This is a genomic window from Psychrobacillus sp. FSL K6-2836 (assembly GCF_038003085.1).
Taxonomy (GTDB): Bacteria; Bacillota; Bacilli; order Bacillales_A; family Planococcaceae; genus Psychrobacillus.
The window spans coordinates 1-13,986 of the sequence record NZ_JBBOOM010000004.1 but is presented as its reverse complement, the minus strand read 5'-3'; the positions used below and the strand labels follow the sequence as shown (position 1 = coordinate 13,986).

Below are 13,986 nucleotides of genomic sequence, written 5' to 3'. Positions count from 1 at the left end.
CGGTTTCTGAAATACTTTCATCGGCTCAACTAATATTAGAAAGTTAACACTTTATTCACTTTTTTAAATAAATTTCACTATTTTTAATTTGTCAGGTTAAAAACCGTATATAATGGATAAAGTGAAACCTCGAACAGTGGGGTTTTCTCCATCCCCCACCGAATGTTAGTTGAACCAATCGGGCTTTTACAGGCAGTTGATCTCCCGCTTACTTTGGTCAAGCCTTGATGTGGAAGTCTTACTGCCTGTTAATGCGGGGTAAATAAATTCAAACCAATACGATAGGAGAGTTCATCTTGAGTCAATCAAATCAACGTGCGTATAATTTTAATGCTGGTCCTTCCGCACTTCCACTAGAAGTATTAGAAAAGGCACAGCAAGAATTAGTTAATTTCCAAGGTTATGGCATGTCTATTATGGAAATGAGTCACCGCAGCGCAACCTTTGAAGAAGTACATAATGAAGCTATTTCCCGTTTAAGAAAGCTTTTCGCTATTCCAAACGATTATGAAATTCTTTTCCTACAAGGTGGAGCAAGCCTTCAATTTACAATGATTCCGATGAACTTCTTAGAGGCTGGAAAAAAGGCAAGTTATATATTGACAGGCGTTTGGTCAGAAAAAGCTTATAAAGAAGCGAAATTATTTGGCGAACCTGTGCAAATTGCAAGTACAAAAGAAAATAAATACCGTAATATCCCTTCATTAGACGAAATCCATTTCGACTCAGAAGAAGCATATGTACATATAACATCGAATAATACAATTTACGGTACACAATGGGCCGAGTTTCCTGACACAGGTGAGGTTCCATTAATCGCAGATATGTCGAGTGATATAATGTCAAAACCTGTAGATGTTAGTAAATTTGATATGATCTACGCTGGAGCCCAAAAAAACCTGGGACCTTCCGGAGTCACTGTCATTATTGCCCGTAAGGATTTTCTGGCGAAGGCAAACGTAGAAATTCCAACAATCCTAAAATACAGCACACATGCTGAAAGTAATTCTCTATACAATACACCACCGACATTCGGCATCTATATGCTTGGAGAAGTGTTAAAATGGATTGAAGAAAAAGGCGGTTTAACTGCAATCGCTACACAAAATGAGGAAAAAGCAAAACTGATTTATGATGTGATTGATAACAGCAATGGCTTCTATACGGGACATGCTTCAAAAGAAAGTCGTTCTCTTATGAACATTACGTTCCGCGTAGCAGATGAGGAATTAGAAAAACAATTTTTAGCTGAAGCAAAAGATGCAGGCTTTATCGGCTTAAATGGACATCGCTCTGTAGGTGGTTGCCGAGCTTCTACTTATAACGCAGTTCCACTCGAAACATGTAAAGCTCTTAGTGATTTTATGATTGCTTTTCAAACTAAACACCAATAAATTGTTTAAACCCAAGGTGAATTTACCTTGGGTTTAATTTAAATTTCAGGTCTTTTTAATTTTTATTAGCATATTTTCTAATTAGTTTAGCAGGAAAATTCAATGATAATTAGGAGGAATATCTTTGAGAGCAATAATAACTACCAAATATGGCTCACCAGATGTGATTGATTTAAGAGAGGTAAAAAATCCTATTCCTAACGATGATCAAGTACTTGTAAAAATTTACGCGGCCTCCTTGAATTATGGAAATCTAGTTCTTTTAAAAGGAAAACCGTTCCTGGCACGCTTTGCTTTTGGACTTTCTAAACCAAAATACATCATACCCGGGGGTGATATATCTGGGAGGATTGAATCTGTTGGAAAAAATGTAAAACACTTTAAACCAGGTGACGAAGTATTTGGTGATCTCTCTGGCTGTGGATGGGGAGGTTTTGCTGAATATGTAACAGTTTCTGAACATTCATTGGTACTTAAACCAAGTAATATTTCATTCGCGGAAGCTGCTGCAGTGCCTATGGCTGCCACCACTGCCCTTCAGAGTTTAAGAGATAAAGGCAAGATCAAATCTGGACAAAAGGTTTTGATTAATGGTGCATCTGGTGGTGTAGGTACTTTTGCAGTACAGATTGCTAAATCATTTGGAGCAGAGGTTACCGGGGTATGTAGCACAAGAAATTTAGATATTGTAAAATCTATTGGTGCAGACAATGTCATTGATTATACTACAGAAGACTTCACAAAAAATACGGAAAATTATGACCTGATTCTTGCTGTAAACGGGTACCATCCAATTTCGGCTTATAAGCGTTCTCTGAGTCCGAATGGCAATTATGTAATGGTCGGAGGTTCCGGAGTACAATTAACTCAAGCTATGATCTTAGGTCCTTTACTTTCCATGACAGGGAGTAAGAAACTAGGGAGCTTTCTGCAAAGGCCAAATCAAAATGATTTGATTTTCATCAAAGACCTTCTAGAAGTTGGAAAAATAAAACCTGTAATTGACAGATACTATAAGTTGAGTGAAGTCCCAAACGCTTTTAGATATTTTGAAGAAGGGCATACTCAAGGTAAAATCGTTATCACTATGTGAAAAAAATTTGATAAAATAGAAAGTTGCGCTAATTTTTACTTTGCGTATGAATTAACGTCCGGACAAAATAACTTCTCAGGATCTTACAAGACCATTTATGGCTGATTTTTCTTTGAAGGGCGCTTGGACTGTTCTTCATAACTCACACATAGGTACGTCAAATCACGGCTAAATAAACTTATGCATTGAAATAAAATTTAATTTTCTTCTAATAAAACTACAACCGTACTACATTAACTATATAGTAAGGCCATTAAAGTTGTTTAAATTAACAGACTCTAGCGCTCAATATGAGTAGCACTACTCTGGTTATTGTACCAGCCTCTCCTTTATTCAAACTCGAGATCCTCAACTTCTATTTCGATCTCCTTATTGAACTAATCTGCCCCATTAGCCATAAATGCAAGTAAACTTTAACCTTTACCATGCTTTCATAAGTTGTTCTTTTGATACAATAATCAACAAGTTCTAAGTCCATATCCCTAGTCGAATGGCTGCAAAGAGAGCGTTAATACTTCCCCTTGGAGATATACTAAAAAAAGAACATTATGTTTCAGAATACGTTGTTTGTGGGAAAATAAACTACAGGGAATGTAATACTAGTTTTAACGCATACTTATAATTAACTGGGTCTAAAAATTCAAGTGAAAGAGGTGAGTTCAATATGAGTTTAACTCCTAAGCAAAGAATTGAGTTACATGGCTTTAATAACCTAACGAAGTCTTTAAGTTTCAACATGTATGATATTTGCTACACAAGAACAAAAGAAGAAAGAGAGGCTTATATTGATTATATCGATGAACAATATAATGCGGATCGGTTGACTAAAATATTAACCAAAGTGTCGGACATTATTGAGGCAAATATTTTAAATATCGCAAAGCAAGATTATGAACCACAGGGAGCAAGTGTAACTATTTTGGTTTCGGAAGGACCTGTTGATGATTCTCCAGTGGATTCTTTTAAAGAATCACCAGGACCGCTACCTGAAACAGTAGTGGGACATCTAGATAAAAGTCATATAACCGTTCATACTTATCCAGAGTATCACCCGGATGAAGGGATTAGCACATTCCGTGCGGATATTGATATTTCCACCTGTGGAGAGATTTCCCCTTTGAAAGCGCTGAATTATTTAATTCATTCATTTGAGACAGATGTTATGGTAATGGATTATCGTGTACGTGGCTTTACTAGAGACGTAACGGGTCATAAATTATTTATCGATCATGACATTAATTCCATTCAAAACTATATTCCCCTTGGCTTACAGGAATATTATCAAATGATAGATGTAAATGTATACCAGGAAAATATATTTCATACAAAATGTAAACTCAAGGAATTTGATTTAAATAACTACCTCTTTGGCTACACAGAAGACGAGTTAACTGATGAAGAAATAAAATCTATTACGAAGAAGTTAAAAACAGAAATGGATGAGATTTTCTACGCTAAAAACATGTCAAGAGCTGAATAAAAGTTTTAGGACCACATTTTTTGTCCTTTTTATTTATGCACTTATTCTTTCCGTTTTTAAACTAATAAGAACTTGTCATTTCCGATCCCGAGTTTATTTTTATTAGCTAACTTTCTCTAATCGTCCTTTGAACTCCTTGTTTAACCAAGCTCCCCCGTTAGGCTGACTTAAACGATCAAGGCGCATCCCAACTGGCGTACTCAAGGGAGATATTAATCCTACTTAGGAATTTCACCGCTGCCTTTATTCCAGGAAGAATGGAATTTTTTCTTGATACCTATTAGCTCAATATAATTATTCTGAAGGCTCAGCTATTTTAAAAATCCTTCTGTAGTGCACTAATTACCTTATACCCTTCTGTTCCATGCACGCGAATCCGTTGACGGTCTTTATTTATTAGGTGGCATTTTCTTCCCTGACAACTGCTGGTAAACCATATTCATGCGTGGTACTACTCCATCGGTCATCAGTCTACCAACTTCGAACTATTACTTTTGAATACCTCTCTCTAAAAGTTTATATACACCTCGATAACTTTCGTTTATGATAATTTTCGCTATTTCTTCTCCTTCCAATTCTCCTATATCGGTTAGAAATGATAACGCCACCGACAGACAGACCCTTGCATCAAATTCAGTTTGTTTACGCATATATGGATTATCTAAAACAGCTTTTTTATACTTTTCTTTAAATTGAGTTCTTTGTAAAAGATTATATAGGTCTTCATAATGACCTTCTGGGTAATTTTCTTCATTAATAGTTCTTTGTACTATAACTTCATTCAATTGCACTTCTCCAACTTTAATCAGTAGTTTTAAAGCATGTTCTAAACAGGTTTTTTCGTTAAAATAGCTCGGCTTATCCATTTTTCATTTACACTCTCCAATATTTTGACTATCAGGTATCGCAGTTCATTTTCCACAACCCCATGTTGTATTTTATAATACTAAACTGTTGCTTTTGTTGATATAAAGTAAATTATTTCTGGATCTCCTTCATCTAAATTTTCAATAATTCCACTTTGCATAAATCCAATTGCTTTAAATACTTCTTGCATTGTTATATTTGATTGATTGGTTGAAGAGAATATTTTGTTAGTTGGCGATATGCTTATAAAATATTCTATAAGGGATGTTGCATATCCTTTTCGTCTTTCAGTCGGTTTAATAATTATCAAAGATATAAAGCTACAATTAAAGAAATGAATATCAAATATTAAAAATCCTACAACTGAGGACTCATTTTTAATAGCTATACATCTATCTTCCTCAATAGCTTTGTTTATGTATTTTCGTCTGCTATCATTACCTATTACTTCTATATCAATTTTCACTATTTCATCTAAATCACTAAATTTACATTTAACCAAATGTTCCATATTAAAATTCCCCTTATCCAAATTTGATCTTTATTTTATTAATCTATAAAAATGTCTATTATTTTTTTACAAATATCATGATGAATGGTTCCATCAAAATTTAGTAAAATCACTACACCTAAATTGAGTTCAGGTACAATTGACATCAGTGATCTTACGGCCAATTGACCGCCTCCATGCTCTACTATTCTTAATCCTCTATATTTATCTATAAACCATGCGAGTCCGTAACTTCTGATATCACTTTCGAAACGCCATTCCTCACTGACAAGATGAATAGCATTTTGCATTTCTTCAACTAAATTTGGCTGTAAAATTTTGGAGTGTGTATTCAAATGGAATAACATATATTTTCCTAAATCATTTGCTGTAGAATATAAGTACCCTATTGGAGCTGAAGTAGAGTTTTTTGGAAAAGGAGTTTCTATTCTACCCTGGCCTAAATAATATCTGGCACTGTTCATATCCATTTCAACGATTCGTGAATCATTAGTTGTTCGATTCATTTTCAGTGGGGTGAGGATTTCATCTTTAAGACAGTTTTCCCAATTGGAACCTGTTATTTTTTCGAACAAATCAGCAAGAATTACATATGCATCTGTGCAATAATTCCACCCCTGACCTACGGGATATTCTAACTCTACTTTTTTAAACCACTTCGTTATATCATCTCGAGTTTGAATAGTTCTAATCTCTTCTTCTGTAAGGTTGTAATAATCCAATGCCTCTTGAAATTCTGTAGGTGTATCTGAGAAAATTTCTTTTACATTAGGAGCGATCATATTAGCAATTCCTAAGTTCGAAGGAAACCCTGCCGTATGGGATAAGAGTTGTCGTATGGTGATTGTATCACTATGTTCTTTATATTTTGTTCTGAAGTATGGCAAATGTTTCACAACAGGATGATCCAGGGAAATCAAGTTCTTTTCAACAAGCTGCATAATAGAAACTGCCATAAAATTTTTTGAAATACTTTGAATGCTCATCAAAGTATCCCCATCAATTGGGCGTTTTACAGGTTGGAGCTGAGAGTACCCAAAACCTTTTGAATAGATAATATCTGAGTCTTTAACAATTCCAACGCTTAATCCAACACCCTGCTCTATATTAATAATTTCGTTAATATAATCCGTTATTAGACTTAGTTTGTAATTAGTTTTGTTCATACACGATCTCCTTTTTCTTTAATAAAAAAAATTTATTTCCAGTTTGGTCGTTGGTTTAAGTGTATATATTTTCGCTTAGCACAGTTTCATTTTCAAAATACCAAATGCACAAATCCTCTAAGTGATGTTCATCTATCCAAGTAGTCCTTCTTGAAGATATGCAGCTCCGATATTATTCTTATTTTTTATGAAGAAGAAAAGGAATCTTCGTTTAATTTATAGACTGAAATTAACAATAAATCTTTTTCAAATGCAAATAAAGCTTCCTGAGGTTCTGAATACGAAGTACCCTTTTGGAAAAATAACAGACTGCGGAAATAGATAGTACAATTCATACTAAAATTGCAATCTTTTTTTATGTTCGTTTATTTCACTTAATCCCCGTCTTTACTTTAATACGTTCAACACAATTAGAAGTTGCAATTTTTTGTAAATTTAACAACGGAACCTTGAACTCTTCATGATGTTTTGGATACAAAAATAGACCATCGAAATGGTCTATTTTAAAAGAGCAGCATTTAGAATATCCACTTTCTATATGCTAGAAATACCCTTTCTATCAATTATTCTTATAACTTTTCTTACATTTTACAACGATAAAGTTTATAGAAGGTTTGTTTTTCATATCTTTATTCGGCTCATCAATTTCTGTAAAATCTACTAGTCCGTGCTTTCCAAAATCTCGTTTAATGGAGTCCGAATCATAAAAATACATTTTTACGCCTTCCATTATTTCGAAATAGTCTTTATCCAATTGTTTTCCCTTACCAAACATTGTGGCTTTTTTTGAAACAGTTGTAAAAATCATATAACCATTTGGCTTTAACTGACTATAACAATCATTAATAAACTTTTCTCTTTCATGCTTATTCAATAAGTGGAGAAGTGCATGGCAAAATATACCGTCATAGAGTTTGTTATCAAAAGGCATGTCAGTTACAGAACCATGAAAAATGCTTATATCAAGTCCATTTTGCCTCGCCAAATCAATCGCTGTTTCTGAAATCTCAATACCTGTAACATTTATTCCATTATCAATAAAAACCTTTGCATTTCTACCGTACCCAATACCTGGTATCAAAATATCCTTAACATTTTTTTCAAGGAAAAAATCCTTTGTTAAGATTGCAGAGTCAGTAGGTTCAAATCCCCACATAGTTTGTTTTTCGATAAAACTCGATTCCCAAAATTCCATTATATTTATCTCCTTTTATTAAAACTATAAATCTTTTCAATCTTTCTTCTTTGGCTTATAAAATACTAAAACTGCTCCTATTACTATGCAGATTAATCCACCAAAACCAGTTGTAATAATTGAAAATTGTTCCGAAAAGTTAAACTTAATTATTGTTAGGAAAATAATGAAAATCCAACCAATAAGATTTATGATATGCTTTTTCCTTATTTTTCTTACCTCCATCTTTTTGGTACATATATTAAAGTATAGTACTTTATAGCATAAAACTACTTGTTGCTACTCTCAGTTATTTCAATAACAAAGAGCAATTCTCCTTCTTGAATAAATAGTTTATAAATACATTATAAGGGGAACTTGTAAGGGCAAGCATTTCTGCACTAAGTTATGTTCTATATTACATAATTAGTATTTTTAATTAAAGCTTAGCCATACTAAAATATATTTCTTGATATAAGGACAAAAAGACCAATATTCATCATAGTAATAATTTGTTCTATTTTCTCTTTATTTATTGAGACCTGCTCACATTATTTAAACCTAAGTATAATTTTAGAAGGGATGGTAATATGAACAAGTTGCAATATGTTTTAGCTTTCTGTACTTTCGTTGTATTCTGTATTTTATGGATGACCTATGAGACACCATTCATACAAGCTTTCGACAGAATAACTTCTGATTCATTATATGGAAACAAATTCATCACAATGTTTCATTATTTAGGTGAAACCAAGTTTATATTTGCTGTCACATTAATTGTCTTACTCATTATTTGGATTCGTGAGCAGAACTATAAATTGATGGTTTTTGTATTTTTATCCGTTGGTGTGGGATATGGCTTGTATCAATTTTTAAAACGTGTAATTGAAAGACCACGTCCTGAGATTGTAGATCAGTTTTCCACTTTTAGTTTTCCCTCTGGACATGCAATGCATGGTTTATTGTTTTTATTAACAATCGCCTATCTATTTAATCGAACTGTCACTTCAAAAAGGGCTTCAATCATCGTTTGGATAGCAGCCATTCTATTCGCCTTATTAATAGGGCTCTCTCGAATAACAGAGGGACGTCACTTTGCTTCTGATGTTTTAGCTGGTTGGTTGCTTGGATATAGTTGGTTTGTCCTTTGCTTATGGTGGTACAAAAGAGGAAATCACGATTTTAGCAAATAAGTGTGCTACCTTCTTTCTCTCAATTTCTGTATCAACCAAACTGTCACAAACTAATAAAAAGGCTTAAGTCCAATTAGTAAGGACTTAAGTCTTTTTATGTATCCATATATTAACGCCACTAGTATTTTCGTATTTAAGTTAACTCGTCTTTTTCGGCGTAAACCATGTGATTATGAACGCAATTATAGAGATAACAAACATATACAAGTACGTGTTACTCGCGGCACTAATATAACCTGTCTTAGATTCTAACGAAACATTCAATAATTGAATAGTATAAATCGTCATAATAACTGCTGTACCAATTGCTCCAGCTAGTTGGCGAATTGTGTTATTAATCGAAGACCCATGAGAGGCTAGTTCTCTTGGTAATGCATTTAAAGCAGCTGTGTTTAACGGCATCGTAATAAACGCTAAACCAATACGCAATAAAATTGTACGAACTAAAATATATACTGTTGTTGTTTCTGATGATAAGTCAATTACCGCAAGCATCGATATCGCGATTAAACCTGTTCCTAGAATGAACAAAGGTTTTGCCCCAAATTTATCGAATAGCTTTCCAGTTACTGGGGAAAGCATTGCATTAATGATGGCACCCGGTAATAATAACAATCCTGCATCAAGTGCTGTAAAACCTCGTCCATCCTGCAGATAAATTGGCAGTAATATTAAATCGGCATACATTAAAATGGTAATTGCAATATTAACTACCGTCGTCATCGTAAATACTTTAAATTTGAAGACATTTAAGCTCAATAAAGGTTCAGCAGACTTTATTTGTCTATGACAGAACAAGATTGTTACGAGCAAACCCCCAACAATTGATGTAATGACGATATAATCATCCCATCCTCGGCTGCCTGCACTACTAAAGCCAAAAAGAACAAGTCCAAAGCCAACAGTCGAATAAATCACACTAACTACGTCGAGCTTTACTTTTGACGTTTCAGCTACATTAACTAAATATTTGTTAGCTAGAATGATGATTATTGCTACGAATGGAATCATGATGATAAATAACCATCGCCAAGATAAATACTCTAATATAAACCCTGATAGTGTTGGTGCAATTGCTGGTGCAAAAATAATGGCAAAGCCGATATTCCCCATAACTGCTCCACGTTTTTCCGCTGGGTATAGATAAACAATTACAGTCATCATTAAAGGGATGATAATTCCAGCACCCACTGCTTGAATCATTCTACCTGTTAATAGTACGCCGAAATTATTCGCACATGCTGCAATAATAGAGCCGATTAGTAAAAATAACAATGAGCTGATAAATAACTGACGTGTTGAAAAACGTTTCATTAAGTAAGCTGTAACTGGTACTAACACACCATTTACAAGCATAAAGCCAGTTGCTAACCATTGAATTGTTGCGGTATTTACATCAAAAACAACCATTAAATCACTAAGTGCAACGTTTAACAATGTTTGATTTAATGTAGAAAAAAAGGTTCCTGTTATCATTATTATAAGTAGTAATTTTTTAGTACTACTCGACATTTCATTTTGCATATAAAATTCCTTCCCATATAATATATATTATCGACAAAGTGTCTAAAAAATATAATAGCAGAAGAATTATAACAGCCATATACAATCAGGTCATTTCTGTCGATTAGTAGACAATATAATATTAAAAAGGAATGATTTACATGACTTTTAAAGAAGATCCTCGTGCCATTCGTACGCAGGAAATGCTAAAAGAAGCCCTACTAACTCTATTACAAGAAGGCCACTCACTCCATCAAATTTCGATTCAAACTTTAACACAGAAAGCAAAATTGAACCGTACGACCTTTTATTTACACTATCAGAATATTAATGAATTAAAGGAACATTTAATAAATGATATTTTACAAGCGTTAACTGACAAAATAGAAGCTTTAAACTCCATTTTTGATAGGAATCGAAAAGAGCACTTAATACAGCTATTGGATTATCTTGTTGAACAAAGGAATTCCATTTTGGCTTTAGTACAGTTTGAACAAGTAGAGCAGCATTTACTTTTGTTGATGAAAGATTTAATAGTAAACCGAAGAAGTCAATCTAAGAATATAGGAAGAAAAATCATTGTAGATCCTGATATTAAAACTGCTTCCATTGTCGGCATCATTATGTGGTGGTTAAAAGATGGCTTACATCTGGATTCAGCATATATTGCCGAGCAGATTAATCTTATGTATCGATCATAATTGTATTTTCTATTAAAAAATATGAAATCCCAAAACATTGATTTCACAACATTTTGGCATGTTCTCATTAGCCGCTACAAATGGCTTTAATCCACAGTATGTTAACCTAATTCAACTATTCACTCTTATTATTGCCATTCTGTTCTTAACAATGAAAAAACTAAAGCATTGTGAGACTGATTATTTTGATAGAGGTAACCCCTTAATAATCCTTCCTCGTTAAAACCCAACCGTTTTAATAATTGTTTAGACGGCTCATTCTGTGGATAAGTTATGGCACCTATTCTAAATATTTCTAAATCCTCAAATGAGTATCGTAATACTTCTTTTACTGCTTCAGTCGTAATTCCTTTGTTCCAATATGAAGGATGCAGCTCAAAACCAATTTCAGCCTTTTTACTCCAAGTGATAAGATTGTTTAATCCCAACGTCCCAACAAACTCCCCTGTCTCTCTTAATACGATTCCCCATCTAATACCCCTTTTGCTCTCATATGTGTTTTGGAAAGACTCGACTATTTTTGAAGCATCTTCTATACTTTTCAAGCTCTCCATTCCATAATACTTCGTCACTTCGTCTCTTGACATAATGTCGTAAAAACTTTGGGTATGTTCTTTTTCAACTTGAACTAATTTCAGTCGTTTTGTTTCCAATATTGGAAATCTCATAGATTTTCTCTTCCTCCCTAATTTCATCGAATTATCTTTACCTACTTGCATTAGTCGAGTAGAAAAATTATTTTAATACTTCCATTTGAGAAATCTATTGATGCCACTCAAATGTATACAATTTATTTTCGTCTTGTTTAAATAGAGCAATAAAGTAATCAAACCCACCATTTTTTTCTTTATAAAAGTAAAAATCACCTATTTGAGGTTCAATTGGATAATGTGCAAATGCCTCTTTTACCTGTTCTTCATTTCCCTGGAATTGGTACATTGTAATGGTAGTAGTTATAAAGTGATCAATTTTCTTTTTAGCCTCATCTACATTATCTGTCGATAGTGCAATCATGCCACTATCGACAATAGAGATTTTTGGGGTAGCGTATTGAAAAACATTGAACCATTCTCCATCTCCCTGGAAACTTGCTTGAGACCTCCATACCTCTTCCCTTTTCTCTGGTACTGGAAGTTTAATTCCCCATTCCGTTTTGTACGAATGTACGATCCCAAGTGGATTTATTAAAGTGGTTTTATTCCAAATAAAAAATAATGTAACTGCTAATAAAAAAAGTATAATAATTATCCATTTTTTCAGAACATCACCCTTAATAGAAGACGAATTTGCACACCTATCGTTCCTAAAATATGTAACTATACTATACCTTTAGTTGAACAACACTCTTGACTGTCATATTGGGCCATCTTGCTTACGATAGCTTTAGTGATGTATTGTCTATAATTTCAACTAACTCATCTAATGTTCCAAAACACTTTTCGATTTCGGGTAAATGATAAAAGGTACTCGTTGTTTCAATATTATCTATTTCTTTGTTTGGTGAATACAGATATATTTTTTTACCATTTCCAATAGCGATACCTAGTTCAATATGGCTTCCTTTACCTGCTGGTAATAAAACTACAACCACATCAGCTTCTATTACAGCAGTTTTCTCTTTTTCACCTATCACCCTTAGCTCTTCCAAAGTTGTTACATTTTCATTTACAGTCCAATCATATACAAGGATATATCCTTTATTCTTTAATTTTTCACTTACATTTCTCACCATGTCTATATTTTTAAAGCTAGATGCAATATAAAACTTCATAATTTCTCCCCTTTTTATTACAAATTCACTGTAAATATTATTGGATTAACTCTCTAATTTGTCTAAGTTTTAATAACTACAAAGTTCTATTAAAGTTCCATCAGTTGATACGGGATTAATATAAATGAGCCTTCTACCACGTTTGTTAGTACGTAGTGTCTCCTCTAGAAAACGAATTCCATTATTTCTTGCCTCGAGTATTGCTTTCTCTAAATCGTCCACTTGATAGGCAATATGATGTACACCTTTTCCTCGTTGCTTTATAAAGCGAGCCATTGGTGAGTTCTTGTTGGTTGGTGCTAGTAATTCAATTACTTTATCATTAGTTCTTACAACAGCTACGTGTACTTCAACTCCAGGGGTGTCACTTGTGTAACGATCCTCTAGTAATCCATTTAATACATTAAGATAAAATGGAAGAGCGTCATCAATATTTCTAACCGCAATTCCAACGTGATCTAAGACATATTCCAATTTAGTTCCTCCTGTTACCATTATTATTGATACTGTGATTAGTGGAATTTACCCTAAAATTTTTTGCAATAGACCTTTTCAGTTTTTAATAGCTCTATAAATCCTTTTGATGGATTCCATATGTAGTGCTTCGTGATAGAAACTAAATAGAAATGTTTCTCCGAGTGTGTGAAAAGTAATCCCAGCTTTGTTAGTGAATGGCTCGGGCAATCTTTTCTGAAGATTTCCAGGTAGGTAATCTCTTATTCGTTGTTTTTGTGCAATCAGTTCACCTGAAATTGCTGTGAGTGAAGGTGGAGTTTCAATCCAATTAGCTGGTTTCGTACCTGCACTAAAAAAAACTTCATATGCTTCAGGAAGAGTCATCTTCTGCCCAGAAACACCAAATAGAAGTTTTTCCTGTATATACGCAATATGACCAAAGTTCCAGCGAATATTATTCGTAAATCCTGTTGGAACAATATCTGCTAGTTCCTCGGGTATTTGCTGGATAGATTTTTCTGTTATCCCTCGTACTACCTGCATATGATTAAAAATTGTTTGTTCCAATACTACTCCCCCTATTTTCGTTTAATACTCCTGCCCTTGAATGTATTCTCCTCAAACGCACTAAATCCCTTCCTCCATATTAAAATGACTTCCGCATTGGAAGTCATTTC

16 protein-coding genes are annotated in these 13,986 nt (G+C 33.7%); 5 read left to right on the top strand and 11 right to left on the bottom strand.

Going from position 1 to position 13,986, the window contains the following annotated elements:
* Positions 1-296 precede the first annotated feature (296 nt).
* From serC to speD, 3 genes are all read left to right on the top strand, one after another.
* Complete coding sequence (serC, locus tag MKY37_RS21995) at positions 297-1,394, top strand: 3-phosphoserine/phosphohydroxythreonine transaminase (protein WP_340780346.1); 1,098 nt, start codon at positions 297-299, stop codon at positions 1,392-1,394.
* Positions 1,395-1,518: 124 nt separating this feature from the next.
* Complete coding sequence (locus tag MKY37_RS21990; RefSeq protein ID WP_340780344.1) at positions 1,519-2,487, top strand: NAD(P)-dependent alcohol dehydrogenase; 969 nt, start codon at positions 1,519-1,521, stop codon at positions 2,485-2,487.
* A gap of 664 nt (positions 2,488-3,151) precedes the next feature.
* Positions 3,152-3,967, top strand: a complete 816-nt coding sequence (speD, locus tag MKY37_RS21985; RefSeq protein WP_340780343.1) for an adenosylmethionine decarboxylase — start codon at positions 3,152-3,154, stop codon at positions 3,965-3,967.
* Between the two features lie 488 nt (positions 3,968-4,455).
* On the opposite strand, the gene MKY37_RS21980 is transcribed toward speD, so the two are convergent.
* The 5 genes from MKY37_RS21980 to MKY37_RS21960 form a co-directional block, all read right to left on the bottom strand.
* Positions 4,456-4,752: a hypothetical protein gene (locus MKY37_RS21980; RefSeq protein ID WP_340780342.1), complete on the bottom strand. Its 297-nt coding sequence runs from the start codon at positions 4,750-4,752 to the stop codon at positions 4,456-4,458.
* A gap of 161 nt (positions 4,753-4,913) precedes the next feature.
* Positions 4,914-5,345, bottom strand: a complete 432-nt coding sequence (locus tag MKY37_RS21975; RefSeq protein WP_340780341.1) for a GNAT family N-acetyltransferase — start codon at positions 5,343-5,345, stop codon at positions 4,914-4,916.
* Positions 5,346-5,383: 38 nt separating this feature from the next.
* Positions 5,384-6,511, bottom strand: coding sequence for a serine hydrolase domain-containing protein (locus MKY37_RS21970; RefSeq protein ID WP_340780340.1), 1,128 nt, complete (start codon positions 6,509-6,511; stop codon positions 5,384-5,386).
* Between the two features lie 559 nt (positions 6,512-7,070).
* Positions 7,071-7,706, bottom strand: a complete 636-nt coding sequence (locus tag MKY37_RS21965; protein ID WP_340780339.1) for a class I SAM-dependent methyltransferase — start codon at positions 7,704-7,706, stop codon at positions 7,071-7,073.
* Positions 7,707-7,742: 36 nt separating this feature from the next.
* A complete protein-coding gene (locus tag MKY37_RS21960) occupies positions 7,743-7,931 on the bottom strand; it encodes a hypothetical protein (protein ID WP_340780338.1) in 189 nt (62 codons plus the stop codon).
* Positions 7,932-8,275: 344 nt separating this feature from the next.
* Here MKY37_RS21960 and MKY37_RS21955 point away from each other — a divergent pair, with 344 nt between their 5' ends.
* On the top strand, positions 8,276-8,878 hold the full coding sequence (locus MKY37_RS21955) for a phosphatase PAP2 family protein (protein ID WP_340780337.1): 603 nt from the start codon (positions 8,276-8,278) through the stop codon (positions 8,876-8,878).
* Between the two features lie 138 nt (positions 8,879-9,016).
* On the opposite strand, the gene MKY37_RS21950 is transcribed toward MKY37_RS21955, so the two are convergent.
* Positions 9,017-10,402 carry a DHA2 family efflux MFS transporter permease subunit gene (locus MKY37_RS21950; protein WP_340780336.1) on the bottom strand — a complete coding sequence of 462 codons (1,386 nt, stop codon included), beginning with the start codon at positions 10,400-10,402 and terminating at the stop codon, positions 9,017-9,019.
* 140 nt (positions 10,403-10,542) lie between these two features.
* Between MKY37_RS21950 and MKY37_RS21945 the strand changes: the two genes are divergently transcribed.
* Positions 10,543-11,082, top strand: a complete 540-nt coding sequence (locus MKY37_RS21945; RefSeq protein ID WP_340780335.1) for a TetR/AcrR family transcriptional regulator C-terminal domain-containing protein — start codon at positions 10,543-10,545, stop codon at positions 11,080-11,082.
* A gap of 128 nt (positions 11,083-11,210) precedes the next feature.
* Here the strand turns inward: MKY37_RS21945 and MKY37_RS21940 are convergent, their stop codons facing one another.
* From MKY37_RS21940 to MKY37_RS21920, 5 genes are all read right to left on the bottom strand, one after another.
* The gene (locus MKY37_RS21940; protein WP_340780334.1) at positions 11,211-11,750 is read right to left on the bottom strand and encodes a GNAT family N-acetyltransferase; all 540 of its coding nucleotides are present in this window, start codon (positions 11,748-11,750) and stop codon (positions 11,211-11,213) included.
* A 94-nt stretch (positions 11,751-11,844) separates the two neighbouring features.
* Positions 11,845-12,096, bottom strand: a complete 252-nt coding sequence (locus tag MKY37_RS21935) for a hypothetical protein (protein ID WP_340780333.1) — start codon at positions 12,094-12,096, stop codon at positions 11,845-11,847.
* A 358-nt stretch (positions 12,097-12,454) separates the two neighbouring features.
* Positions 12,455-12,853, bottom strand: a complete 399-nt coding sequence (locus MKY37_RS21930; protein WP_340780332.1) for a nucleoside 2-deoxyribosyltransferase — start codon at positions 12,851-12,853, stop codon at positions 12,455-12,457.
* A gap of 69 nt (positions 12,854-12,922) precedes the next feature.
* Entirely contained in the window at positions 12,923-13,327 is a 405-nt protein-coding gene (locus MKY37_RS21925; RefSeq protein WP_340780331.1) for a VOC family protein, read from the bottom strand.
* Positions 13,328-13,405: 78 nt separating this feature from the next.
* On the bottom strand, positions 13,406-13,876 hold the full coding sequence (locus tag MKY37_RS21920) for a DinB family protein (RefSeq protein WP_340780330.1): 471 nt from the start codon (positions 13,874-13,876) through the stop codon (positions 13,406-13,408).
* Positions 13,877-13,986 lie beyond the last annotated feature (110 nt).

Coding starts and splice junctions, on each gene's coding strand:
- MKY37_RS21975 (WP_340780341.1), bottom strand. CDS start 5,345: ATGGAACATTTGGTTAAATGTAAATTTAGTGATTTAGATGAAATAGTG.
- MKY37_RS21965 (WP_340780339.1), bottom strand. CDS start 7,706: ATGGAATTTTGGGAATCGAGTTTTATCGAAAAACAAACTATGTGGGGA.
- MKY37_RS21960 (WP_340780338.1), bottom strand. CDS start 7,931: ATGGAGGTAAGAAAAATAAGGAAAAAGCATATCATAAATCTTATTGGT.
- MKY37_RS21970 (WP_340780340.1), bottom strand. CDS start 6,511: ATGAACAAAACTAATTACAAACTAAGTCTAATAACGGATTATATTAAC.
- MKY37_RS21950 (WP_340780336.1), bottom strand. CDS start 10,402: ATGCAAAATGAAATGTCGAGTAGTACTAAAAAATTACTACTTATAATA.
- speD (WP_340780343.1), top strand. CDS start 3,152: ATGAGTTTAACTCCTAAGCAAAGAATTGAGTTACATGGCTTTAATAAC.
- MKY37_RS21935 (WP_340780333.1), bottom strand. CDS start 12,096: ATGATTGCACTATCGACAGATAATGTAGATGAGGCTAAAAAGAAAATT.
- MKY37_RS21930 (WP_340780332.1), bottom strand. CDS start 12,853: ATGAAGTTTTATATTGCATCTAGCTTTAAAAATATAGACATGGTGAGA.
- MKY37_RS21940 (WP_340780334.1), bottom strand. CDS start 11,750: ATGAGATTTCCAATATTGGAAACAAAACGACTGAAATTAGTTCAAGTT.
- MKY37_RS21955 (WP_340780337.1), top strand. CDS start 8,276: ATGAACAAGTTGCAATATGTTTTAGCTTTCTGTACTTTCGTTGTATTC.
- MKY37_RS21945 (WP_340780335.1), top strand. CDS start 10,543: ATGACTTTTAAAGAAGATCCTCGTGCCATTCGTACGCAGGAAATGCTA.